General features: G+C 42.3%; 28 protein-coding genes, 1 tRNA gene and 1 riboswitch. Of the genes, 20 read left to right on the forward strand and 9 right to left on the reverse strand.

Annotation, left to right across the window (positions count from 1 at the left end):
* Positions 1-19: 19 nt before the first annotated feature.
* The 4 genes from ACYVRS_RS09580 to ACYVRS_RS09595 all read left to right on the forward strand — a co-directional run bounded on the left by ACYVRS_RS09580 (position 20) and on the right by ACYVRS_RS09595 (position 3,777).
* Positions 20-1,522: an extracellular solute-binding protein gene (locus ACYVRS_RS09580; protein WP_461203242.1), complete on the forward strand. Its 1,503-nt coding sequence runs from the start codon at positions 20-22 to the stop codon at positions 1,520-1,522.
* 117 nt (positions 1,523-1,639) lie between these two features.
* Positions 1,640-2,473, forward strand: coding sequence for a sugar phosphate isomerase/epimerase family protein (locus ACYVRS_RS09585; protein ID WP_461203243.1), 834 nt, complete (start codon positions 1,640-1,642; stop codon positions 2,471-2,473).
* Between the two features lie 130 nt (positions 2,474-2,603).
* Positions 2,604-3,473, forward strand: coding sequence for a VOC family protein (locus tag ACYVRS_RS09590; RefSeq protein ID WP_313539412.1), 870 nt, complete (start codon positions 2,604-2,606; stop codon positions 3,471-3,473).
* A gap of 100 nt (positions 3,474-3,573) precedes the next feature.
* Positions 3,574-3,777 (forward strand): hypothetical protein, encoded by a 204-nt coding sequence (locus ACYVRS_RS09595; RefSeq protein WP_054116734.1) that lies wholly within the window; start codon positions 3,574-3,576, stop codon positions 3,775-3,777.
* A 121-nt stretch (positions 3,778-3,898) separates the two neighbouring features.
* On the opposite strand, the gene ACYVRS_RS09600 is transcribed toward ACYVRS_RS09595, so the two are convergent.
* The 6 genes from ACYVRS_RS09600 to ACYVRS_RS09625 all read right to left on the reverse strand — a co-directional run bounded on the left by ACYVRS_RS09600 (position 3,899) and on the right by ACYVRS_RS09625 (position 6,606).
* The gene (locus ACYVRS_RS09600) at positions 3,899-4,501 is read right to left on the reverse strand and encodes a DEAD/DEAH box helicase family protein (RefSeq protein WP_461203244.1); all 603 of its coding nucleotides are present in this window, start codon (positions 4,499-4,501) and stop codon (positions 3,899-3,901) included.
* Positions 4,502-4,539: 38 nt separating this feature from the next.
* On the reverse strand, positions 4,540-5,151 hold the full coding sequence (locus ACYVRS_RS09605) for a Type 1 glutamine amidotransferase-like domain-containing protein (RefSeq protein ID WP_054116736.1): 612 nt from the start codon (positions 5,149-5,151) through the stop codon (positions 4,540-4,542).
* Between the two features lie 8 nt (positions 5,152-5,159).
* A complete protein-coding gene (locus ACYVRS_RS09610; protein WP_461203245.1) occupies positions 5,160-5,699 on the reverse strand; it encodes a GNAT family N-acetyltransferase in 540 nt (179 codons plus the stop codon).
* A 42-nt stretch (positions 5,700-5,741) separates the two neighbouring features.
* The gene (locus tag ACYVRS_RS09615; protein WP_461198498.1) at positions 5,742-5,936 is read right to left on the reverse strand and encodes a hypothetical protein; all 195 of its coding nucleotides are present in this window, start codon (positions 5,934-5,936) and stop codon (positions 5,742-5,744) included.
* Between the two features lie 137 nt (positions 5,937-6,073).
* Positions 6,074-6,271, reverse strand: coding sequence for a hypothetical protein (locus ACYVRS_RS09620; RefSeq protein WP_054116739.1), 198 nt, complete (start codon positions 6,269-6,271; stop codon positions 6,074-6,076).
* A 253-nt stretch (positions 6,272-6,524) separates the two neighbouring features.
* Positions 6,525-6,606 (reverse strand) — tRNA-Leu (locus ACYVRS_RS09625).
* Positions 6,607-6,786: 180 nt separating this feature from the next.
* Here ACYVRS_RS09625 and ACYVRS_RS09630 point away from each other — a divergent pair.
* The 4 genes from ACYVRS_RS09630 to ACYVRS_RS09645 all read left to right on the forward strand — a co-directional run bounded on the left by ACYVRS_RS09630 (position 6,787) and on the right by ACYVRS_RS09645 (position 11,401).
* Positions 6,787-7,896, forward strand: a complete 1,110-nt coding sequence (locus tag ACYVRS_RS09630; protein WP_461203246.1) for a hypothetical protein — start codon at positions 6,787-6,789, stop codon at positions 7,894-7,896.
* Positions 7,893-9,110, forward strand: coding sequence for an ABC transporter permease subunit (locus ACYVRS_RS09635; RefSeq protein ID WP_461203247.1), 1,218 nt, complete (start codon positions 7,893-7,895; stop codon positions 9,108-9,110). The genes ACYVRS_RS09630 and ACYVRS_RS09635 overlap by 4 nt, the downstream gene beginning before the upstream one ends.
* A gap of 11 nt (positions 9,111-9,121) precedes the next feature.
* Positions 9,122-9,988 (forward strand): ABC transporter ATP-binding protein, encoded by an 867-nt coding sequence (locus tag ACYVRS_RS09640; protein WP_461203248.1) that lies wholly within the window; start codon positions 9,122-9,124, stop codon positions 9,986-9,988.
* Between the two features lie 195 nt (positions 9,989-10,183).
* Entirely contained in the window at positions 10,184-11,401 is a 1,218-nt protein-coding gene (locus tag ACYVRS_RS09645) for a pyridoxal phosphate-dependent aminotransferase (protein WP_312497617.1), read from the forward strand.
* A 47-nt stretch (positions 11,402-11,448) separates the two neighbouring features.
* Here ACYVRS_RS09645 and ACYVRS_RS09650 read toward each other — a convergent pair whose 3' ends face one another.
* Positions 11,449-11,628 (reverse strand): hypothetical protein, encoded by a 180-nt coding sequence (locus ACYVRS_RS09650; protein WP_054116743.1) that lies wholly within the window; start codon positions 11,626-11,628, stop codon positions 11,449-11,451.
* 158 nt (positions 11,629-11,786) lie between these two features.
* Here ACYVRS_RS09650 and ACYVRS_RS09655 point away from each other — a divergent pair, with 158 nt between their 5' ends.
* The 3 genes from ACYVRS_RS09655 (at position 11,787) to ACYVRS_RS09665 (ending at position 14,863) form a co-directional block, all read left to right on the forward strand.
* A complete protein-coding gene (locus ACYVRS_RS09655) occupies positions 11,787-12,632 on the forward strand; it encodes a helix-turn-helix domain-containing protein (RefSeq protein ID WP_054116744.1) in 846 nt (281 codons plus the stop codon).
* Between the two features lie 66 nt (positions 12,633-12,698).
* Positions 12,699-13,844 (forward strand): N-acetylglucosamine-6-phosphate deacetylase, encoded by a 1,146-nt coding sequence (gene nagA / locus ACYVRS_RS09660; protein WP_461203249.1) that lies wholly within the window; start codon positions 12,699-12,701, stop codon positions 13,842-13,844.
* A gap of 176 nt (positions 13,845-14,020) precedes the next feature.
* Positions 14,021-14,863, forward strand: coding sequence for an SDR family oxidoreductase (locus ACYVRS_RS09665; protein ID WP_313540091.1), 843 nt, complete (start codon positions 14,021-14,023; stop codon positions 14,861-14,863).
* A gap of 69 nt (positions 14,864-14,932) precedes the next feature.
* Here the strand turns inward: ACYVRS_RS09665 and ACYVRS_RS09670 are convergent, their stop codons facing one another.
* Positions 14,933-15,532 (reverse strand): FUSC family protein, encoded by a 600-nt coding sequence (locus ACYVRS_RS09670; protein WP_313540094.1) that lies wholly within the window; start codon positions 15,530-15,532, stop codon positions 14,933-14,935.
* Between the two features lie 96 nt (positions 15,533-15,628).
* On the opposite strand from ACYVRS_RS09670, the gene ACYVRS_RS09675 reads away from it, so the two are divergent.
* Positions 15,629-16,603: an aromatic acid exporter family protein gene (locus ACYVRS_RS09675; protein ID WP_461203250.1), complete on the forward strand. Its 975-nt coding sequence runs from the start codon at positions 15,629-15,631 to the stop codon at positions 16,601-16,603.
* 36 nt (positions 16,604-16,639) lie between these two features.
* Here the strand turns inward: ACYVRS_RS09675 and ACYVRS_RS09680 are convergent, their stop codons facing one another.
* Positions 16,640-17,593: a Gfo/Idh/MocA family protein gene (locus ACYVRS_RS09680; protein WP_313540100.1), complete on the reverse strand. Its 954-nt coding sequence runs from the start codon at positions 17,591-17,593 to the stop codon at positions 16,640-16,642.
* Between the two features lie 126 nt (positions 17,594-17,719).
* Between ACYVRS_RS09680 and ACYVRS_RS09685 the strand changes: the two genes are divergently transcribed.
* From ACYVRS_RS09685 to purK, 8 genes are all read left to right on the forward strand, one after another.
* Positions 17,720-18,223, forward strand: a complete 504-nt coding sequence (locus ACYVRS_RS09685; RefSeq protein WP_054116750.1) for a hypothetical protein — start codon at positions 17,720-17,722, stop codon at positions 18,221-18,223.
* 13 nt (positions 18,224-18,236) lie between these two features.
* Positions 18,237-19,067 carry a M15 family metallopeptidase gene (locus ACYVRS_RS09690; protein WP_313540104.1) on the forward strand — a complete coding sequence of 277 codons (831 nt, stop codon included), beginning with the start codon at positions 18,237-18,239 and terminating at the stop codon, positions 19,065-19,067.
* Positions 19,068-19,073: 6 nt separating this feature from the next.
* Positions 19,074-19,676 carry a glycoside hydrolase family 73 protein gene (locus ACYVRS_RS09695; RefSeq protein ID WP_054116752.1) on the forward strand — a complete coding sequence of 201 codons (603 nt, stop codon included), beginning with the start codon at positions 19,074-19,076 and terminating at the stop codon, positions 19,674-19,676.
* 23 nt (positions 19,677-19,699) lie between these two features.
* Positions 19,700-20,380, forward strand: a complete 681-nt coding sequence (locus ACYVRS_RS09700; RefSeq protein ID WP_054116753.1) for a beta/alpha barrel domain-containing protein — start codon at positions 19,700-19,702, stop codon at positions 20,378-20,380.
* Between the two features lie 68 nt (positions 20,381-20,448).
* Positions 20,449-20,546, forward strand: a riboswitch (purine riboswitch).
* A gap of 72 nt (positions 20,547-20,618) precedes the next feature.
* Positions 20,619-21,200, forward strand: a complete 582-nt coding sequence (locus tag ACYVRS_RS09705) for a xanthine phosphoribosyltransferase (protein WP_461203251.1) — start codon at positions 20,619-20,621, stop codon at positions 21,198-21,200.
* A 1-nt stretch (position 21,201) separates the two neighbouring features.
* Positions 21,202-22,521: a nucleobase:cation symporter-2 family protein gene (locus ACYVRS_RS09710; RefSeq protein ID WP_461203252.1), complete on the forward strand. Its 1,320-nt coding sequence runs from the start codon at positions 21,202-21,204 to the stop codon at positions 22,519-22,521.
* Between the two features lie 317 nt (positions 22,522-22,838).
* A complete protein-coding gene (gene purE / locus ACYVRS_RS09715) occupies positions 22,839-23,342 on the forward strand; it encodes a 5-(carboxyamino)imidazole ribonucleotide mutase (RefSeq protein ID WP_461198592.1) in 504 nt (167 codons plus the stop codon).
* The gene (gene purK / locus ACYVRS_RS09720) at positions 23,311-24,438 is read left to right on the forward strand and encodes a 5-(carboxyamino)imidazole ribonucleotide synthase (RefSeq protein WP_312541461.1); all 1,128 of its coding nucleotides are present in this window, start codon (positions 23,311-23,313) and stop codon (positions 24,436-24,438) included. The genes purE and purK overlap by 32 nt, the downstream gene beginning before the upstream one ends.
* The last annotated feature ends 12 nt before the right edge of the window (positions 24,439-24,450 follow it).

A 24,450-nucleotide genomic window follows, 5' to 3' on the forward strand; every position in this document is an offset into this window, starting at 1 on the left:
AAAGAAAGAAGGTCAAAGAATGAAAAAGAAACAGTTAGCAGGTTTATTATGCGCAGCAGGTTTATTGATGGCAGCATGTGGGGATGGCAATAGCAGCAGCGGCACGGAAGGTACGGCTGCTGCGGAAGAAAAAACCAGTATTTCCTGGATGGCCATGCTGCATACCGCTGCACCACCATCTGGAGAAGTCACTGAAAAACTAGAAGCGTATACGGGCGTGGATATCGACTTTACTTGGGTGCCAGATGCCTCAAAAACGGAACGTCTGAATGCGGCGTTGGCATCCAAATCGTTGGCTGATATCGTGAGTTTAGCGGAAATCACCAACACCACTGTCCGCAGTTCATTGGCTTCAGGTATGTTCTGGGATGTTGAACCTTATCTCAAAGATTATCCGAATCTCGCCAACATCTCCGAAGATCGCCTAGAGTCCTCTCGGATCGATGGGAAAATCTACGGTGTACCTTACCAAAAACCAATTGCTAGATACGGCGTTTTGGTTCGTAAAGATTGGTTAGACAATTTGGGCTTAGCGGTGCCATCAACATTGGAAGAGCTTGAAAAAGTTGCCCAAGCATTTACAGAAGACGATCCTGATGGCAATGGTGTAGACGACACCGTTGGTTTTGTCGAACGGGATGAATCATTTAATGTTGGTTTCCGTTCATTGTCTGGTTATTTCGGAGCGGACAATTGGTTCACGATCACAGATGACAACGAAGTGATGCCGTCCTTTATGCAGCCAGAGTACAAAGAAGCGATGGAATGGTTCCGCAATATTTATGCCAATGGCTGGATGAATTCCGACTTTGCCGTCATGGCCAAAAACGATCAGAAGAACTATATTGTTCAAGGCAAAGGCGGGATCGTGCTGAGCGGGTTGCAAGAAGTTCGGAACTATGTGGACGAAGCCGCAGGAACGGCTGAAGAACATATGGAATGGGCATTGATCAATGATATCACCTATGGCGATATCGAACGCCGGATCCTTTCAGATACCAATGGCGGGATGGGCGGCTGGTTAGCGATTCCCAAAGACAATGTGAAAACGGAAGACGAACTGAAGGTTGTTTTGCAATTCATCAATGATTTAATGGATGAGGAGCCCTTCACATTGATGACCCAAGGAATCGAAGGGGAGCATTATGAAATCGACAACGATGGTGTCTATGTCCGTTTAGATGATACAAAATGGCAGCAAGAAGTCCAACCGTTTTCTTCTTCTCGCCCATCTGAATTGGTCACTGTTTTCCCATCAAGCAACCCGTATGTCAACTTAGCCAATGAAAAAATTGCTGAAAATGAAGCATATGCAGTCATCAATCCCGCACAATCCTTGACTTCTGAAACCTATGACAAATCGTGGTCTAGTTTGATCGAGGGCGTGGCGGATGCCTATTACCAATACATGACCGGCGAAATCGACATGGATGGCTTTGATCAAGCAGTCGAAACTTTCCGTAAAAACGGCGGCGATCAAATCATCGAAGAGTATACAGCTGATTATCAAGCACAACAATAAATGCAAGCGTGATTGATTGACAAAAAAAGTAGGTGAATGCAAGCAGGCCGAATGGGTTTCACGCACCATTTGGTCTTTTTTGCAGCTTCAATCAACAAACGAAGGAGGAGAATCGATATGTTTCAATATGCAGTTCGTGGACACGATATGAAGAATTGCCCCACACCAAAGGATTTAGCCAAAAAAATCGCCCATTTTCAACTGAACAATGTCCAGTTTGCTATGACTAAATCATTTCCTGACATAGGTGATTTGACCTCAATGAATCCAGGACTCGGCACGTTTTTTAAGCAAACATTTGCAGCTGAAGGTATCCAAATCGCTTTACTCAGCTGTTACAGCAATCTGATCCATCCAGATCTTGAGAAACGCGAGGCGCTATTGACGCGTTTTGAACGATACTTAGCCCATGCCAAATACTTCGGTGCTGCTATGGTTGCCTCAGAAACAGGCTCAGTTTTGCCGGAAATGGGGTATACCGAAGAGAATTTCAGCGACGCTGCCTTTGAAGATTTGGTGGGGGTGATCCAGCGGTTGGTGGCTTATGCGGAGAAGCAGCAAGTGATGGTAGGAATCGAGGCAGGGTTAAACCATCCTTTATATTCTCTTGATCGAATCGAGTTATTGCTAGAACGGGTACCTTCAGCATATTTGGGGATCATTTTTGATCCGACCAATTTGATCACAAGCGATGATTACCCTATGCAAGCAACGATCACAGAAGAAGCCTTTGCTCGTTTTGGCGATTCGATCGTTTGTTTGCATTTGAAAGACTATCGAATTACTGATAGTCAGTTGCAGGTGGTGCCTCTAGGGGAAGGCTGTATCCAGTATCAAAAAATTCTAGATATCGTTGTACGTTATAAACCCTATTGTTATGTCGTTTTGGAAGGGACAACAGATGCGGCGCTCCCACGCGCGCTTGAATTACTGTCTGCATACAATCGGTGAGAAATTTCAGGAAGCGCATTGAGAAGAGAGAAGACCATAAGAACATGAGCATTTTTATTTACTTACAAAAAGTCAGTGTTACAATGTAAGTAACAAGTAAGATAAATAAAAATGAAAAGAGGAATCATTTATGAACACGATTACACCAACATTTCAAATCAATGCGACGACCCATATCGGCAAAGTCGCTTTAAAAGTGGCCAATCTGGAGAAAATGCGTGACTTCTACGCAGAGATCATCGGATTAACTGTCTTACACCAGTCAGTCGATCAAGTTGATTTAGGCACCACAAACAATGTATTACTGACACTGCAAAAAGTGAGCGATCCCTTACCATTAACAAGAAAAACGGGTTTATTCCACGTTGCTTTCTTATTGCCAACGCGTAAAGATTTAGGAAATACACTGATCCATTATATCGAAACCAAAGCACCAATAGATGGTGCCAGCGACCACGGATACAGTGAAGCACTTTACTTAACTGATCCAGAAGGAAACGGCATTGAAGTATACCGTGATAAACCACGCTCAGAATGGGATATTCGCGAGGATGGCGAAATCGTGGGTATCACCATCGAAATGGATGCACAAGGTGTTGTAGATGCTGCAGATCGCAAACAAAGCCATTTCCCAGAAGACACAATCGTCGGTCATGTACATTTGAAAGTGGCTGATTTACAAAAAACCGAGGACTTCTATACCCAAGTTTTGGGCTTGAACTTGACCAGTAATTTTGGTGCCCAAGCCAAATTCTTTGCGGCTGGCGATTATCACCATCATATTGGTTCCAATATTTGGATGGGACAACATACACCAGCGATGGAGGCAAATGATCTAGGATTGGCTTATTATAGTTTTGTGGTGCCGGATCAAGCGGCACTATCACGACTTAAAGCGCATTTGGACGAGGTTGGCGCGACATATAAAGTGGCCACTGACAAACAGATCAGTCTTTTTGATCCGAATGGTATCCTGATAAAAATAACGGTTGAAAATTAGCTGGATAGATTCAGACTAAAGGATGAGGTCATCTGACCAGAGATATGAGAAAATGAAATAAATATAACAAATGAAACAAAGCAATCAAAGGAGTCACAAAATGAAAAGCAAAGAACAGTGGTTTCATCTGATTTTTCTCGTATGCTCGATGTTGTTTTTTTCGCTTAAAGGGTATCAGCTCATGACAACAGGGATCTCACCGTTGATCATGATCGCTTACTTTGCCTTTACAGGCATTGTCATGATCGGTATCTATGGTGGGCTGAGAATACTAGAAAGCGTATGTAAAAAGGTCTGCGTATAAATAGGAAGAAGAGAATGATCAAAACAAGGTGTTGCGTCAGCAACACCTTGTTTTTTTATGTGGTTGATGGAATCGTCGTGGCTAAAGCAAAGGCTGCCCAACGCTGCGCAGTGACTGAAGATTACTTTTCCTTTGATGACTCAGACAGTTGGAAATAGTCAATGATCAATGACGCAGCCGCTTCAGGTGTCATATCTGTATTGTTGATCCGTAATGTTCGGACACCTGGGAATGCCTTGTTTAATTCACCGGCTTTACTTTCCAAACGATGGGCAGCATGCGCGCTTATCAGCTCAGATTCTGAGAAAACAAGATCCCTTTTAGATGGTTTGGCTGCCAATCGCTCAGGCTGTATATTGCGGCGCAAGCGCACAGCTAAGTCCGTCACCAATTCGACGAAATAAACATCTTCTTGTGCCGCAAGAAAGATGTCTGTGATCTGATGTAAAAAAGCGATATCTTCGGCTTGGTCGAAATAGATCAGAACAGTAAAAATAATGGACTTTACTGGATTGTTCGGTATGTTGTCAATGAATGATTGAAATAAATCAAGGCGAAGTTGATTGGATAAAGCAAATGTTTGCGGGATATAGCCTAAATAGCCAGCAAAAATATCCAGTGTTTGATGATTGAACAACAATTTACCATCAATTCTTTTCTCCAATTCACGTCCCACAGTCATTTTTCCGGCTGCTTGTGCACCAATCAGAACAATAAAAGACATATATTCACTCCTTTGTGGTTGATTGACCACAAGAACGATCAGCGTATTTCTGTATGGGCACCGTCAACGATCATCACTTGCTCGTTTTTGAGGGGAATCAACGCATAATCTGCTTGGTACTTGTGCAAGATCGTCTCCGCGCTTTCCGCAAAGTACTCTGCTTGATAATGCGGAACGATCGCAAAGGGAACCAAATTTAGGCCAGGATAGGAAGACGCAATCGGGGCTTTGCTTTTGTCATCCATTTCTGCGATGTAATCAATCGACTCGGCTGCGATGACACTGCCGGCAGATTCTCCGACATAGATTTTTCCATCCGCAATGTGCTGTAGAATCAGTGCAAAAGCACCTGATTTTTTCAATATATCTAGCAAGTAAAAAGTATTGCCGCCAGAGATATAAATGAAATTGTTTTTTTGCAAAGTTGTTGCAATCTCTTCTGGTGCAGCGACTGTCAAATCTAGTATATCAATGACAAAGCCCAATTCTTTGAATAGAGCTAGTGCGTCGTCAACATAAAAAGTCACCTCTTCAACTAGACTGGCTGCCGGAATGAAAGTCACGGTTTTTTCCTGTGAAACTGTCTTTATATATTCAGTAAATTGTTTTTTTGCATCGACAAAAGAAGCCGATAGAAATAATTGTTTCATGGGATACCTCACTTTTTTCTTTTATTTTTATCTGATGAATGAAATACTGTGAGCCCTGCTATGTTACGGTCAAAGCCTGATAGGTCTTTTTCAAAATAAACAAAATGCATACCTTCGATATCAGAAGGTTCATCTCTTGTCATGACATAACCACAAGACTGATAAAATTTGACCAACTTCACTTCTTCTTTGATGGTGCTCAAAATGACCTTTCTAGCAGGAAAAGTCATTTCTGCTTTAAGCAATGTCATTTTTCCGTAGCCTTTATTCTGGTAAACAGGAAGGAGGGCAATCGGTGAAATTCTTATGGTTTCTTGTTCATCATCCGTGGTTATTTTGATGAAGCCGATGATTTGTTCATTTCTTTGGATCAAAAAGAAATGATTGTTTGGTTGGATCATTTTTTTTCTCAAACGCGCCATTGATTCTCTAAATGGAGAAGTATTTACATCGTGATAGGTGTCATATATTGATTGGAAGGCTATTTTTTGAATCGCATAGATGTTAAGTAAGTCATTTTCTTTTGCAGCAATGAATGAGATGGGCATCTGCAACTTCCTTTCAGGTACAAACTATATTGATGATGATCATCAAAAAAAATAATTAAAAGGGTTCAATATCTCTAAAAATAGTGTTAAAAACCATTCTTTGAGATTCTCCAAAAATGGTTCACGTGTAAGCAGAAAGCGACTAAGACTGATCACCACAGCAATAACCAGACAGAGAACAAAATAGAAAAGGATAAATAAAGGGATAACTAGAGCAAGTTCTTTGATTTTGTCCATTTGTTCACCTCCGAAAGATAGTGATAGATACAGTATAGCATAGAGAAAGATAGCCAACACGACAGAAATAAGCCTATAAATTGATCGGCGTCATTGTTTGCTTTAACAAAAAAAGCCATCAAAGATGGCTTCACAGGTTATAAGCTTTCCCAAAAACCATGGGCAAATCCATTGAAAAAATCAATGAGTGCAGGTACCGATACAGAAATACCTAAGAGAATAAAACAACATTTTTGGATTGGACTGAGTGATGAAAAGAACTTATTTTTTTGGCATACCAGGACGATCAAGCTGATCAGACCAATAAAAGCAAATAGATCTTTGATAAAATACATAGAATCACCTCACCTGATGATACCATAAAAAAATGACAGTATAAATATTTATTTTTAAAGTATGCACAATCTGGATTGCATATCTTAGAAATTTTGTTAACGTATAGGGGCAAAGTGGGGCGTGAAAAAAATTATGGATAGGTTAGATCAAAGGGTTGCTTATTTAAATAGAAAGATATCTAATGAAGGGAATAACCATAATACAGGAAACGAAAAAAGTAGACTACTAAAAGTAATCTACTCCAAATCTATATGCAGACGATGGGATTTGAACCCACACGAGCTAAGCTCACACGCCCCTCAAGCGTGCGTGTCTGCCGTTCCACCACATCTGCTTCATCAATGAAGTCAAACCAATTGATTCAACATCTAAAAAATATCTTACCCGATTGTTCACGGGTTTGTCAATCGCTTTTAAAAATTAGTGAAAAGCGTTTTTTCTACGTTTTTGATTGGTTTTTTGGCAGAGAAACGGTATGCTGATAGTATAAGGATTAAAGTGAAAGGGGGCACTTATGCAGTATTTCTATAATTTATTGATCAAATCATTTAAACAGCGCTTTTTTTATCTTTGTCTTGCAGGTGCGTTTTGTATTGGGGTTGGTTTTTCTTTCTATTTAAAGTTGGTTGATCCGATTCAGCTTTCGGCAATGACCATGGCAGAACAAGCGCAAGCGTCTCGATTAGTCAATCAATATCAAAATGGTGCAAACGGTACAGAGGAAGAACAAGCACTGTATGATTTGGTTTTGACGAACTATAATCTTACCACAAGACAATCATCGAATTTGATCATGGAAATGTATCCGCGATTTAATGAAACGAGTCTTGCGATCGCAGATGTCCAGCTGAAGTTGTGGCAAGCGCCATTAGAAGAGGATGATTTTTTGCAACCGGTCTGGTTGATCAATCAACAGAAAGTCTTCTATCAAGCATTGATCCAACAGGAGAAAACACCGGTTTTAACGGCTGATAATGCCCAAACGGCGTTGTCATTGGCGTTGCTTTTTTTGCTGAATATTGGCTTTGTTTTTTTTGCTTTTATGGCAAGTGACAATTTACTAGAAGAGAGAAGGCATTTTTCGTTGATCCGTGCGTATCCGCAGATTTTTCCAGTAAGAATGGGGAGCAAGATCTTGGTCAAGCTGGTGAACAATCTGGCAATCGTGCTGTCTTTTTTGGTTGGTGTCGTCTTATGTATGGGTTTGATTGGTTCAATGGGTGACTGGCAGTATCCCAGCAGTTTGTATCTACAGGGTGATTGGCAGGCGGTACCCTTCTTTCAGTTTTTGCTGGTTAGTTTGATATCGTTGGTCCTACTGATCCTGCTGGCAGAAGTCATGGGGTATTTGTCCAATATTGTGGTGCCAAATCGTTATGTGTCATTTTTTATCTTGGTACTGCTTTATGGCTTTGGTTATCTGGCAATTGCTCAAAATATCTTCTTTGCACCACTTGCTGTCTTGCGGATCGAACCGTTTTATACTGGCGCCTTCGCGTGGCAGTCCGGCAGTCAGCTAGGGGTTTACGGCAGTTGGGTCATCACTTTGGCCATGATAGTCTGTGGGCTAGCTTTGATTTTATGGGCGGATAAAAAACAATGGCTCTTGCGAGGTGGACGATGATCAAAGACTATTTTTTATTCGAGTTGCGGCAGTTGCTCCGCAGCAAAAAGACGATCGGTGTCTTTTGTTTGTTGCTGATTTATGCAGTTGTTTTTTGCTTCCAGCAACAAAGTTATCGGCCAATCGAGCGAGTGGATCAAGCGGAAATGAGCCAACGCTATCAGGTACGTCAGGCATACTTAGACGAGCAAGCAGCTGATACCTCAGAACATTGGTCGGCAGGTTTGGCGGTTGCGGCCTTTACGCCTTGGAATCAAGCCGAAAAGGCGCGTCTTGATGCGTTGGCAGCAGATGATTGGCAAGGGTATGCAGCGGCTACTAGTCAATGGTATCAAGTGGCATTACAATATACGGATGACCAATCGATTTTTTTCACAGCAGATTATTATACGTATAAAAACTATTATGCGGCATATGACGGTCTCTTTGGTTACGCAGCTACTGCCCGGTTGATGGAAAGCTATAGTCAGTTATCACCCACACAGTTGTCACAAGCCGTCATGGAACAAAAAACCGGCATTCAGACGGTCTATCGTGGGCTGTTGGATCGATTGCCGCTGCTATTTTTGAGCGGGACTTTATTTTTGGCTATCGATAGTTTATTGAAAGAACGAAAACATCGATCCTTATTCCTAGCGTTGCCGGTAGCAGCTGAAGATATTCTTTGGGTAAAAACAGCGGCGGTGATGCTTTGCTCCCTCATCATGATGCTCAGCACGTTGGGGGTGATCTGGTTGGGCACGGGTCTGCAATTCGGATTTGGCTCGAGCAGCTTGCCGGTGGCGATTTTTTCGGCAGATGTTGATGCCCGATATCCCATTTCTTCTATGGAGGCCTTCACGACACAATCTGTTGGTGTGTTTTTGCTTCAATGTGTAGGCGCACTTCTAGTGATACAATTGATTTATACCCGACTGATCTTGCTGTTAAGTATGCTGTTGCGATCCGAAGTGGTGAATTTGGTGCTGATTGGTTTTTGTTTGGTTACACCTTTGATTTTCCAGCATCGTTGGTTTAGTGCCTTTTTGGATCGTACCAACAATTTTTATCTCTATCAAGATGTGGGCAGCATTCTTTCAGGATATAGTCGCTTTTACTTTGGTTCCAGCGGTTTTACGTTGTCAAAAGGTCTGCTGTGGTTTGGTGTCGTCTGGTTGTTGATAGAAGTTGGCTTGTTTTTTAAACTGAAAAGCAAATCATTTCGCTTCGTGTAGGAGGATGAAAGATGTTAGAACTGAAGAATGTGACGGTCCAGTATGATCGTCCGGTATTGGATAATTTGTCATTATCCTTTTCACCAGGAGAAATCGTTGGTCTAGTCGCACCGAATGGAACAGGCAAGTCAACATTGCTTCATGTGTTGATGCACTTTGTTCAGCCTAGTGCTGGCGCAGTTTATCTTGATCAAGAACCGTTATATCAAACCAAAAAATCGGAGGCGTTTGCCCATAAGCAGATTTCTTTTTTTCCTGATCAAAATGATCTCTATCAAGATTTGAGTGGCTTGGATCACTTAAGGTTATATCAGCGGATGTGGCAATCGGAGGCATCTCTGGTAGAAGAGACGATCCACGCATTGCACATGGCAGAATATATCAAACGTCCGGTCCAATCCTATTCTTTGGGGATGCGTCAGCGCTTGTGTTTTGCGATGCAAATCGTGACGGATACGCCTTATATGCTGATGGATGAAGTCATGAATGGATTAGATCCGACCAATGTGGCGTTGATTTCAGATGTTTTACGTAGCTTGCGAGGACAAAACAAGTGTCTGTTGATTGCTTCTCATATTTTGACCAATCTTGATAGTTATGCAGATCGTGTGCTTTTTCTGAAAGATGGCAAAATCAAGCATGAGTATTTAGGACAAAAATCGCTGCAGCATGCGCCAGTCTATATAAAAATCTCGACGCCTGATTTTCTGGTAACATTTCCTGAATTGACTTCAGTGACGATCGATTTGCAGCAACAGCTCTATTTGATCGAACTGACAGATCAAGGGTGGATCCAAAAGTTCTTGGCTGCCGGGTTCAATGATTTTTCGGTGGGGCATATGGCATTGCAAGAATTGTATTTACTGCACTTTTCTTAAAACAGCCCAAGAGAATGACCGGAACAGCTGCTGTCAAACAAAGACAGCAGCAGTTTTTATGGACATCTCCAAAAGGCTTTCAAAAAAATTTCGCCATTGGGAAAACTTTTTGCTATAATAAATGCAATCTGAAAAGAGATCAACGACGAGAACCAATAACCATACGTTGACCTACCGGTTAAAGGAGAAAACTAAATGAAGAAATTTTCGAAATCGTCCAAACTTGAAGGGGTCAGTTATGATGTCCGCGGCCCTGTTTTAGAAGAAGCTGATCGCATGCAAGAAGAAGGCATCAGTATTTTGAAATTAAACACGGGGAATCCAGCGCCATTTGGCTTTGAAGCACCGAATGAAATTGTTCGCGACTTGATCATGAATGTCCGTGAGTCGGAAGGGTATTCCGATTCGAAAGGTATTTTTTCGGCGCGTAAAGCCATTGAACAATATTATCAATTACAGAAATTTCCTAATGTGACGATCAATGATATTTATACCGGCAATGGTGTGTCTGAATTGATCACTATGTGTATGCAGGGCTTATGCAACAATGGCGATGAAATCTTGGTGCCGATGCCAGATTATCCGCTATGGACTGCCTCGATTTCTTTGGCAGGGGGCAAACCGGTGCATTATATTTGTGATGAAGCGTCAGAATGGAATCCAGATATTGCTGATATCCGTTCAAAAGTCACTAGCAAAACCAAAGCCATCGTATTGATCAATCCTAATAATCCAACAGGCGCGGTCTATCCTAAGGAAATCCTGCAGCAAATCGTTGATGTAGCAAGAGAACACGATCTGATCATTTTTTCTGACGAAATTTATGACCGTTTGGTTATGGATGATTATGTCCATGTGCCTATTGCCACATTAGCACCTGATCGATTTGTTGTGACATTGGGTGGTTTGTCTAAATCGCATCGCGTCGCTGGTTTCCGTGTCGGCTGGATGGTCTTGAGTGGTGATAAAACCAATGTCAAAGACTATATCGAAGGCTTGAACATGTTGTCTTCGATGCGATTATGTTCCAATGTATTGTCCCAGCAAATCGTCCAAACCGCATTAGGCGGTTATCAAAGTTCTGATGCGTTGCTCCTTCCTGGTGGCCGTATCTATGAACAGAGAGAATTCATTTATCAAGCATTGAATGACATCCCTGGACTGTCTGCAGTCAAACCGAAGGCGGCATTCTATATTTTCCCTAAAATAGACATCAAACGCTTCAATATTACCAATGATGAGCAGTTTGTCTTAGATTTCTTGCATGAGCATCATATTTTGTTGGTCCATGGCGGCGGATTTAACTGGCAGCAGCCAGACCATTTCCGTATCGTTTATTTGCCTAATATGGATGATTTGAAAACAACGGCTGAGAAGATGACCCAATTTTTAGCCAGCTATCGTCAAAAATAAAAAAGAGCTGCCTTCCTAGATCAAAGATCAGAAGGTAGCTCTTTTTGTTATTCAATTGTCTGTTGACATTTTTTTTTGCTGATGATCATGCGATTGGTAAACTTCTCAAGCATTTCTGAACTAGGTTCATTGACCTGAACGAGGACTGAATTCTCATATTCTCTTTCAACGACTGCCTCATAAGTTTTGCCTTCCCATGTAAAAAAGATCGTACTATCGATCGTCATATGCACACCTCATTTTTTAAAATTGTTGAAAAATAACAAGATATTGTTGAAATTGCTTTCCTTTTTGTTATTATGTGCTAAAATAAAGAAAATTAAAAATGCGAATTCGCATTTTTGAATATAAAACCGTTCTATTTAAGATCCCCCGGAGGAAAAGCATGAAGAAAAAAGAGGAATCGTTTGGTCAGATCATTCGTTCAATTCGTCAAAATCGTAAAATGACACAAAAAATGCTGGCCCAAGATATTTGTTCGCAAAGTGTCTTGAGCCGTATCGAAAATAATGAAGAACTCCCTAATGTTTGGGTGATGTATCAAATTTGTCAGCGTTTAGGCGTGACACTGGATCAAGTAATGATGCTCCACTCAGAAGAAATCAACCAATCCAATCAAGTGTTTGCGCAAATAGAATCTCATTTCGTCCACAAACGATATCAAGCTTTACTAGAAAAGCTGCAAGACAAACAAATCAAGCATTACCTGTATTTAGATACAGATATGCAAATGTACTATTACTATTTGGGCAGTTGTGCTTATTTTATTGATCAAGATTATGAAGGGGCACTTGTGTCTTTGAAAAAAGGATTATCCTATACGTACCAACAAGACAAAACCAATGTTTCTGTGATGGAGATTCGCCTCCTTAGCTGTATGGGGCGTGTCTATAGTGATTTGCAGCAACTTGCGGATGCCCGTTTAAATTTAGAGAAATCCTATGATAGTATGCAAGCCCTGCCGCCGGAACGTTTAACAACAACATTGACAAAAGTATATTATAATTATGCTGTTTTTTTAAAGGAGCAAGGGGAGCTTTGCCGTTCTTTGAAAATCATTGAAGAAGGTATCGCTTTGGCAAGAGAAAAGAATAGTTTTTACTTCTTAGAAGAGTTATTTGAAATCAAAGCACAAGTGTTAACTTTTCTTAAAGAAGAGCAGGCCGCAAATAAGAGTTTTCAATTGTATCAGGCAGTCGTTGATATTCGGCAATCTGCTAAAATGGTGTAGACCTTTCTTGACTTCTCCCACAAATAAGAGTAATTTTAAAGGAGAAAGAAAGAAGGAGCGATCTAGATGAATCAATATATATATGCGGATAAATTCTTTTTGAAATCGGCAGTGCATGGACCCGGTTATTTAGAAATCAAAGATGGAAAGTTTGGTGCGATTCTTGAAAAAGCCCCAACAAACGCAGATGTAGTCGATTATTCTGGCAAATGGGTAGCACCTGGTCTGGTAGACACACATATCCATGGCTACATGAATCATGATGTCATGGACAATGATGCCCAAGGAATCAAAGCGATGTCAGAAGGGTTACTGTCATGCGGCGTGACTTCATTTTTACCAACTACATTAACGTCAAGCAAAGCACGCTTGCGGGATGTTGCGGAAACGATTGGTCAAGTCAAAGACGATGTCAACGGTGCCAAAATCCAAGGGATTTATTTTGAAGGACCTTTCTTCACCGAAGAACATAAAGGGGCACAAAACCCGATTTACTTTGGCGATCCAGACTTAGATACATTTCACGAGTGGCAAGAGGCGTCAGGCGGCATCATCAAAAAAATCGCCTTAGCACCTGAGCGTCAAGGTGTCAGTGAGTTTGTATCTACTGTGACGGAAGAAGGTGTGGTGGTTGCCCTAGGCCATAGCAATGGGACTTTGGCAGAAGCCCAAGCTGCTGTTGAAGCAGGAGCGAGTGTTTTTGTACATGCCTTTAATGGCATGCGCGGGTTGAACCACCGTGAACCAGGCATGGTCGGTGCGTTATTGTCATTGGATCAAGTCTTTTCTGAGTTGATTTGTGATGGGCACCATGTGCATCCACAAGCAGCCGAAATCTTGATGGAGAAAGCTGGACATGATCATGTGGCATTGATCACAGATTGTATGATGGCTGGCGGTATGCCAGACGGCGATTATGTCTTAGGTGAATTCCCTGTCGTCGTGAAAGACGGTACAGCACGTTTGGCAGAAGGCAACTTGGCCGGCAGTATTTTGAAATTGAAAGAAGCCATCAAGAATGTCGTTGACTGGGGGATTGCTACGCCGCAAGAAGCGATCATGATGGCGACGTTGGTTCCAGCGATCAGTTGCAAAATAGATGATGTATGCGGCATGATCAAAGCAGGTCGAGCAGCTGATTTTATCATTTTGGATGCAGAAATGAACGTGGAAGCAACTTATTTAGATGGTGTGTGCCGATACGAAGCATAATCTGCACCTATTTGGATCAAGCACAAACAGCGGTCAGGCGTATTGCCTGGCCGTTTTTTTATTGATCAATGTCAGTTGAAGATGCCTATTTGGAAACTATTAAACTAGGGTTTTCATTCTTATGATTCGCAGATCTTGCTAGGGCTTGCTATACTACTGAAGAGGAGGTGCTGTTTATGAAGACGATCGTAGTGACGGGTGCCAACGCTGGCATGGGCTATGCAACAGCGGAAGCATTGGCCAGAGAGGGTGCCCATGTTATTATGTACTGCCGTTCGCAAGAAAGAGGGGCGGCTGCGCAAAAAGCATTACAAGAAAGTACTGGAAATCACGCAATCGATTTGGTGATTGGTGATCTAGGTTCTCTAGAGAGCGTCCAACACTCGGCAGCGGAGATGCGGCGTCGGTTTGATAAAATCGATGTCTTGATCGACAATGCAGGTGTTGTCACATTAAAAAAAGAAAGCACCAAAGATGGTTTTGAAAAAATGATGGGGGTCAACTATGTCGGCCACTATGAGTTGACCCGTTTGCTGCTGCCGTTACTCAAACGGGCAGATCATGGGAGGATCGTCATCGTGGCTTCTGGTGCATATCAATTCGTTCCAGATCAGGACCAGGCCTTTTTTGATGTGGCGGGGTTTTTGCCATGGCGAGAATATGGTCGTTCAAAGAAAGCGATGATCTTAATGGCAGAAGCTTTCGCAGACCAGTTGCGTAATACGGACATCACGGTAAATGCGCTGCATCCAGGTGCAGTCGCAACCAGCTTAGGTGTCAGTCGCAAAACTGGTTTTGGCAAGGCAGTTTATAAAGTGTTGACACCATTTTTCAAAACACCGGCACAAGGAGCCGATACGGCTGTGTACTTGGCGACCAGCCCAGAAGTAGCGGCGATCTCGGGCCAATATTTTGTAGATCGGCAGATCACAGCACTAGATATACCCAATAAAACACAACAAGCACAAGCGTTATGGGTACAAACCCAAAGAGAGATCGCAGACCATTTGAATCAGTAGTCAATCAACGAAAAAAAAGCGCCCAAAGGAGCCACTAGTTCCTTTGGGCGCTTCACGTATAGCGGCAAGTTACTGCTTGTCTTTTTCTTGTTCTGAGATTGCGCCCTGAAGATCGTGGAGCATTGCTTGCAGATCGGCTTCTTTTTGTTTCAAGACAGCCAGATCCTCAATGATTTCTTCTTCTTTCTCAATCTCTGGTGGACGAATCACAAAATTGATCATTAAAGCAATCAAGGTACCAATAAATGTATCCAGTACCCGATCTAGTGCAAAGATGATCGACTCTCCCTGTGGCACACTTAGTGTGATCAACAACATCGTGGCGATCCCCGAAATAATGCCGGAATTATTATTGATACCGTCGGATAAAACAATGATGAACATCACCAATGCTGGCAAAACCAAGAGCTCGATCAAAAAATCATGATGGAAATATTGCTTGGTCAAAAAATAAAAGATAGCAGTACCACCGCCGATCGAATTGCCTAATATTCGAGAACGGCCGAATGACAAAGTTGTGGTCAAATCTTGACGCAATGAAAACACAGCAGATAAAGCTGCGATCAATGGCTGACCGCGATCCAAAAAATGAAACAAAAGAATACAGAGCATCACAGCGATCGCTGTTTTGATCGTTCTCATCCCTAAGCGAAATCGCCCTAATTTCATGATGGTGATTCCTCCTTTACCTTATCATAACCAAAGGTTGATAGAAATTCTAGTCTTATCCCTTGATGTTTAGTATACTTTTTTGGAGGTGATAAAATGAAAATTGGTTTAAGAACCACTAAAACAGCAATCGCAGCCGGATTGTCAATGTACCTAGCGCAAAGTCTAGGCTTGCTCTATGCACCGGCAGCCGGTATTATTGCAGTTTTGAGTGTTGGCAATACGAAAAAAACATCATTATTTACCGCTGTTGGCCGCTTGATTTCTTTGGCGATCGCCACCGCGCTGGCTTTCATCAGTTTTCATCTCTTAGGCTATGGCCCAGTCGGTTTTGTCTTGTTTCTATTCTTGTTCATTCCAGTGGCTGTTTACTTCGGACTCACAGATGGTATCGTGGTCAATTCTGTTTTGGTCACGCATTATATGATGGAAGGCACCTTTGCACTGCCGCTGATTGGCAATGCTTTTTTACTGATGATCATCGGGATTGGCTTTGCCTTGCTATTTAATCTTTATATGCCGAATGGAGAAGAGAAACTGCACGAAGCCCAGTTAGCTGTAGAACAGACGTTTAAAAGTCTTTTAAAAGATTTGGCGCAATCGTTTATGACGGGCACCGACGTATTGCCCAGTCAGTGTGTCCGCTTGTTTGATCAAATCAAAGAAGGACAGTATCAAGCAAAAATACATCAAGAAAACCAATGGGTTTCCTCCACGGGCTACTATGAAGCGTACTTTACGATGCGGCAAACACAGGCCCGACTGTTGATGGATATGACGGAGATCTTGCAACATATACAAGTAGAAGAGTCCTATTCGATCACGTTACAATCCGTGTTGCGCTATACAGCAGACACATTCCATGAAAACAATGATGGGCAGTTGATTTTGGCAAAAATAGAGGCACTCCATGCAGATTATCGGCAAAAACCATTGCCGCAAACACGCAGTGAATTCGAAAATCGCGCCCAATTGTTTCAGTTTTTACAGACCTTTAAAAGTTTTATTGAAGTGAAGGCTGATTTTTCAGAACAAATCCATTCGTCTCCAAATCATAAGCGTTCAGTCTAAAAAAAAATCCCCCCGGCAAGATGCAGGGGGGATTGTTTATTGTTGCGCCCAAAAAGCTTGCATTTGATCAAGGACTTCGATCACGTCTGTCGTTAGGTGGATGGAACCTTCAGACGTTCCTTCAATCGTTTTGAGCATATTCTCGATTTCATAATTCAACGCTTGATTGGTATCGCCAACAGCGATCGTCTCTGTTTGCCCATTCCGAAAATGGATCATGGCTAAATCGGCGCGGGGGTATTCGTCCACGGTGATGTAGCCTTCTTCAAAGGCAACGATCCCTGTTTTAGGCATTTTCGCTTGAAAGGTCAGTGTGACATTGGCCATTTCATCCGCTGGATTGCGCAGAATCGTGACAGACTGTTCATCAACACCGGTGGAAAATGGTTTCATATCGCTAAAAATAACTTCCGGTGCTTCGCTCATAAAAAATCTGGCGAAGGATACAGCGTACGTACCGATGTCTAAAAGGGCACCTCCGCCTAGATCAGGGTTGAAGAATCGATTGGTTGGATCTGGATCTTTGTAGCTGCCAAAAGGTGCTTGGATCATTTTCAACTTGCCAAGTCGCCCTGCATTGATTTGTTCTTTCAGGGCTGCATACAAAGGCATATTGAAAATCGTCATGGCTTCTTCCAAGATCAAGCCCTTTTCTTTAGCCAAGGCCAACTCTTCAGCCAATTCATCAGCATTTGTCGTGATGGCTTTTTCACACAGTACGTGTTTGCCTGCTATCAAAGATTGCATAATAAATTCATGGTGCAGATCATTTGGCACCGCGATGTATACAATATCGATCGCAGGATCAGCCAAAAGATCCTCGGTTGTAGCGTAAGCCTTTGGCACCTTATATTGCTCAGCAAATTTTTCAACTTTTTGCAAATTACGGGCACTGACGCCATACAATTCACTGTGTGGACTTTGGAATCCTGCGGCAAATTGATGCGCGATATCGCCTAACCCAATCATGCCCCAACGGTATGTTTTCATAGATGATCATCTCCTTCATTTTATAGTATAGCAAACTTCTGTGAATGTTTAAAATAATCAAAAAGCAAGGCAAAAAGTTTCTTTTCCCTGCGGCTTTCAGTAAAATAGATATAGGAGGGGATAAGTATGCATCACGTATCAATTGCCATTATTTTAAACACGATCATTGAACAATACGTATCTGAAAACCAATTCTATGAACAACAACTTGGGATCGACGCTTCACAATGGGAAGCATGGAAGGCTGGGAAAGTCAGTTTGTCGCCTGCTGAGAATCAAAAAGTCAAATTATTATTTTCTGATTATGAGTGGATGCTGATTCAAAAATTGGTTCGTCAAACAGTCATTTATCCAGAAAAACGCCATTTGGGTGTGCAAGAGTTTAAAAAAATGAAGACGCAGATTGCCCGAAAATGGCTTGGCAGCGATTTAGCAAAGGTAGAAATATTAACACAATCTGAAGAAATCGTCCAATACCTTGATTTACGGGTGAGTATTACGTATGATGAATGGGGTTATGACGATATTCTGAATTTTCGCCTACCCGCATTCGTGCAACAACAAATCAAAAATGACAAAGTTGAACTGTTGACTTGGGTGAAAGAAAATTTAGAAGAAACTTATCATTAAAGGTAGGATCTATTTGAAAAAGTATTATGGTATTATGGCAGCTACGTCCTTTTTCGTACTGGTATGTTTGTCGGTAGAAATCGGCAAAGGTGCTGTGATGAACGAGGCGGCGTCTGCACAAAACAGTCGTGAAGAAAATCAAACAAGCACGTCTGCAGCACAATCTACAACACAATCCACGATACAAACAACTACACAAAGCACAGAGGGGACAAGCGAGAGTCAAACCGATGATTTTCCAAATGTTTCCTTGGATGATTGGTCGATGGTTTTAGTTGGACCAAAGTATAAAATTGATCAAGAAATCTCACAATCAGGGTTATCAAAACTAAGTAACGGTTATTTGGTTGACAAGCGAATCGTATCTGCTTATGATGACTTGGCAGCAGCGGCTAAGAAAGCAGGTTATCCATTGGTGATGGTCTCAGCTTATCGATCAGTGGCCTATCAAAGGAAAATCTTTGATGCCAATGTTGATACGTTGATGGCTCGTGGAGAGTCAAAAGAGGCTGCCGAAAAAACAACGAAATTGACATTTACTGAACCAGGGTATAGCGAACATCATACAGGTTTGGCGATCGATGTCGTGGATCAAGCATGGTATCAAGACCATACGACGGATGTCTTAGATCATCGATTTGGAGACACTGATGGGGGAAAATGGATTCAAGCCCATGCCCGTGAATATGGCTTTATCGTGCGTTACCCAGAAGGTAAATATGACATCACACAGATTGATTATGAACCATGGCATTTACGCTATGTAGGTGTAGCAGCAGCCACTTATATAGAAGAGAATCAATTGACGTTTGAAGAATTTATTGACCAAGTAAAGGAGCGGTAATCGTTAATGGCAAGAAAAAAGAAAAAGAATAGCCGTTTTCCTTTGGTCTTTTTAGGCGTTATCCTGATTGGGATCGCCTTTATTTTCTCATTGAATAGCTTGGCTGACCCAGTACCAAAAAACGACCAAGAAAATGCTGCCGAAATGACGCAGCAAGCATTCATTGATTATTTGGCACCCCATGCTGAAGAATTGCAAAAGGGGTATGGCATCTTGCCCAGCATTATTTTGGGACAGGCTATCTTGGAATCGGATTGGGGCAAAAGTACATTAGCAAGTGAATACCATAATTTGTTTGGAATTAAGTCATTTGGCCATTCAAAAAAAGTGACATTAGATACCCAAGAGTTTTATAATGGAGAATGGGTAACGATCCAAGGTGATTTCCGGGTCTATGATTCATGGGAAGAGTCAATGGATGACCACACCATGCTATTTGTGAATGGTGTTGATTGGAATCCGGCGCTTTACGAGCATGTATTGACAGCAACTGATTATCAGACTGCTGCACAGGCACTGCAAGATGCAGGATATGCGACGGATCCAGATTATGCCGCCAAGATTATTTCTGTGATCGAAACCTATCAATTGGATCGTTTTGACCAATAAATGATAAAGAGAGTTGGTTGGCTATGGAAGAAAAATTTATGCCAAAAATCACGACGGATCTACGCAAAGATATCGTAAAAGTACCAAAGGTGATCCGAGAAGCCAGTGGCATTCAAATCTTCGGTAAACAAATTCGTTCCATAATTTTTACTACTGACATTGCGATCATTCGCAATACCAATGCGGATGCAGTGATTGCAGTCTATCCATTTACGCCTCATCCAGCGATTACGAAGGCCATCATTGAAGCCGCAGATATTCCAGTTTTTTCTGGCGTAGGGGGTGGGTTGACCCAAGGGTTTCGCTCTTCTTATATGAGCATGTTTGCGGAAGCGCAAGGTTCGATCGGTGTGGTACTCAATGGCCCGACGCCTTTAAAGACAGTCGAGCAAGTTTGCAAGGTGGTGGACATCCCTGTCATCAGCACTGTGACCAGCAAATATACGGAAATCGACGCCAAACTCGAAGCCGGTGTCAAAGTTATCAATATCAGTGCGGGGAAAGATACAGCAGAAACAGTCGCTTTCTTCCGTAAAAAATATCCCAAACTGCCTATCATTGCAACGGGCGGACCCACAGAAGAAAGTATTTTGGAAACGATCGAAGCTGGCGCCAATGCCATTACCTATACGCCGCCTTCAAATGGCGAGTTGTTCAGTAAGAAAATGGATCACTACCGTGATATGGAAAAACCTGAACAATAAATGAGAATAATCTTATTTTTTTTCGGGGTTTCTGAACTTGCTATTTTAATCAAATCAAGGCATAATCGATTTTATCATAAAAAATTACTTGTATATCGTCGAAATATGGTCGACAGTCTCTACCCAATACCTTAAATATTGGACTATAAGTAAAAATCGTGCCTGAAGACACTTTTTTTGCTTTTGCAAAAGAAGTGTCTTTTTTTTCAGGATAGAATAGAAAGGAACGAACGCTAGGATGGAAAAATTGGTTGAACGAATCAAAGAACAAGGAAATGTACTGGATGAAGGTGTGTTGAAAGTAGATGCTTTCTTGACCCACCAAGTTGATCCGCAATTGATGAAAGAGATTGGGCATACATTCGCAGACGTGTTTAAAGACAAAGGCATCACGAAAGTTGTCACGATCGAAGCATCTGGGATCGCACCGGCATTGTATACGGCAGAAGCCTTAGCAGTACCGATGATTTTTGCTAGAAAAGCCAAAAGCTTGACTATGGATGAAGAACTTTTGACAGCTTCTGTGTATTCTTTTACCAAGCAAGTCACGAGCCAAGTATCGATTTCAAAGAAATTTTTGTCCCAAGATGATACAGTCTTGATCATTGACGACTTTTTAGCCAATGGCCAAGCAGCCAAAGGGTTGATTGAACTCTGTCAACAAGCTGGTGCAACAGTTGTTGGTATTGGGATCGTGATCGAAAAATCTTTCCAATCCGGCCGTGCGTTGTTGGAGGATATGGGTATTCCAGTGGTGTCATTGGCACGCATTGCCTCTTTGACAAATGGAGAAGCAGCCTTTTTAGAAGGAGATGCTTAAAATGAAAGAAACCAATAGTCGGGCAGCTGTCCTTGGTTTGCAGCATTTGCTAGCGATGTACGCAGGCGCAGTAGCTGTCCCTTTATTGATCGGCACAGGTTTGGGCTTCAATGAAAGCCAAATGACCTACTTGATTTCGATCGATATCTTTATGTGTGGCGTGGCAACTTTGCTGCAATTAGTAGTGACCCGCTTTTTTGGGATTGGCTTGCCAGTTGTATTGGGCTGTGCGATCCAAGCGGTTTCTCCTCTGATTTTGATCGGTACCAAATCAGGCATCTCTGCCATCTATGGCGCAGTGATCGCAGCAGGCATCTTTATTGTGCTGATCGCTGGGGTGTTTTCGAAAATCAAAGTTTTGTTCCCCCCATTAGTGACTGGCACTGTGATCACTGTTATCGGACTGACGCTGATTCCCGTCGCCATCACGAAAATCGGCGGTGGCGATGCTGCAGCCACTGATTTTGGCAGCAGCACCAATTTGCTGATTGGTTTCGTGACCATTGCATTGATCATCGGTGTCCAAGTTTTAGGCAGAGGATTTTTGCGTTCGATTGCCGTGTTGGTGGGCCTTGTAGGCGGAACGATTTTGGCAGCGTTCCTCGGGCTAGTTGATTTGTCGGCAATCAGTCACGCGCCAATTTTCCATTTGCCCCAACCGTTTTATTTTGGCAAACCAACGTTTGATATTTGGTCGATTGTCTTGATGATCATTATTTCAATCGTGAGCTTAGTAGAATCAACGGGTGTCTATTTTGCATTAGGGGATATCACAGAAAAACCCATCACAGGGGATGATCTGAAACGAGGCTATAGGGCAGAAGGTTTGGCGGTTATCTTAGGTGGGATTTTTAATACGTTCCCTTATACAGGTTTCTCTCAAAATGTCGGCCTGGTTCAATTATCAGGTATCAAAACACGGAAACCGATTTTCTTTTCAGCACTCTTTTTGATTATTTTGGGCTTGTTTCCTAAAATTGGTGCGATTGCACAAATTATTCCTGAAGCTGTTTTAGGCGGTGGGATGTTGGTAATGTTTGGGATGGTGGCTGTGCAAGGAATGAAAATGTTGAGTAAAGTCGATTTTGCCAATGAAAAAAATCTGCTGATCATCGCCGTGTCGATCGGCTTTGGCTTAGGTTTCAATACGATGCCTACATTATTCAGTCAAATGCCTGAAACAGTGCAAATGTTCACTGGAAATGGGATTGTCATGAGTAGTTTGACAGCCATCGTACTGAATTTAGTCTTTAACGGTCTGCCAAAAGCGTCAAAAGAAAGCGAACTGGCTTTTGCTGTTGAAGAAACGAAAGACATATAGCACATTGGATATGTGCAGTCAAAAAAACCAGATGTACCTATTGTTGGGATCAACAATGGTCTTCTGGTTTTTTTTTATTTTTCGTAAAAAGTTCGATTTAAACTATTTTTATCCCACGACCTGTGCATAAGTATCAGTTTAAAACGAACATTAGAGATTTTATCTATAAAATAGTTCGAAAAAATTTTGACTTTTTCGCAGTCGGTTGCTAGTATTTAGAATGTAAGTGACATGCGATTGTCAAATGATCGTCAGGGTCAACCTGAAGTAGTCAGATGGACCCGAATAAGATGAAATCGATCCTTGGAGGAGATAGAATGAAACCTTTAGTTGCTGTGATCATGGGTAGTACATCGGATTGGGAAACGATGCAAGCAAGCTGTGCTATCTTAGATGAGTTGGAGATTCCCTATTTGAAAAAAGTGGTGTCTGCACATCGAACACCAGATTTGATGTTTTCTTTTGCTGAAGAAGCCAGGGAAAATGGCTTGAAAGTGATCATTGCAGGGGCTGGCGGAGCGGCTCATTTGCCAGGGATGGTCGCGGCCAAAACGACATTACCAGTGATTGGTGTACCTGTTCAGTCCAAAGCACTGAATGGCTTGGATTCTTTGTTATCGATCGTTCAAATGCCGGCGGGTGTGCCCGTAGCGACCACTGCCATCGGAAAAGCAGGGGCTTCTAATGCAGGACTACTTGCAGGACAGATGCTTTCCATGTATGATTTAAAGATAGCGGAGAAATTAGACGCGCGAAGAAATAAACTTAAAGAAATCGTAATGGAAAGTAGTGATCAACTTGATGAAACCATTAATGCCTAATCGCACGATCGGCATTGTCGGAGGCGGTCAATTAGGCCGGATGATGGCGATGAGTGCCAAAAAAATGGGCTTTCGTGTAGGTGTTTTAGACCCTGCAGCCAATTGTCCCACTGCACAAGTCGCAGACTGGCACATCGTCGCTGCCTATGATGATGTCTTTGCCTTAGAAGAGATGGCACGCCGTGCAGATGTGATCACCTATGAATTTGAAAATGTGAGTGTTGAAGCGCTGAACTCGATTTTGCCGTATGCCAGCATTCCGCAAGGTACGGATCTGTTAGCCATCACCCAAGACCGTTTACTAGAAAAGTCCTTCTTAGAAGCCAACAATATCGTGATCGCACCTTACGCGACGATCATCAGCCCAACCGATATCCAAGATGCGATCGAAAGCATTGGCTATCCTTGTGTGTTGAAAACCACCCGTGGCGGCTATGATGGCAAAGGCCAATATGTCTTGTACAGTACTGCAGATCTAGCGCCTTCAATGAATCTGTTGCGAGAAGGGACCTGCGAGTTGGAGGCCTGGATCCCATTCGAAAAAGAATTATCGATCTTAGTAGCGGGCAACGGTGAAACATTTACCACATTTCCCGTTGTCGAAAATATCCATCGCAATAATATTTTGCATCAAACGATCGCACCAGCAAATATTGATCCTGAGGTTGCCGAAGAAGCCAAACGAATTGCGCATATTATTGCCAAAGCATTGGATCTCCAAGGCGTATTGGCGATTGAAATGTTCTTGACTAAAAGTGGCGGTCTATATGTGAATGAATTGGCACCAAGACCGCATAATTCTGGTCACTATACGATCGAGGCATGTTCCATGAGTCAATTTGATGCCCATATTCGCGGTATTTGCAGTTGGCCATTGCCAGACGTCGACTTATTGTCACCAGCATTGATGGTCAATGTGCTGGGAGAAGTCTTGACCGATACGTATGATTTGATTGCAGTCAAACCCGATTGGCAATTTCATTATTATGGCAAAGAAGAAGCCAAAAAAGGACGCAAAATGGGACATATCACCATTTTGTCAGATGACATTGCCGGCTTATCGGAAGAAATATATCAAACCAATATTTGGGATTAAAGGAGAAATGAC

Source organism: Enterococcus salsurae (assembly GCF_054784955.1).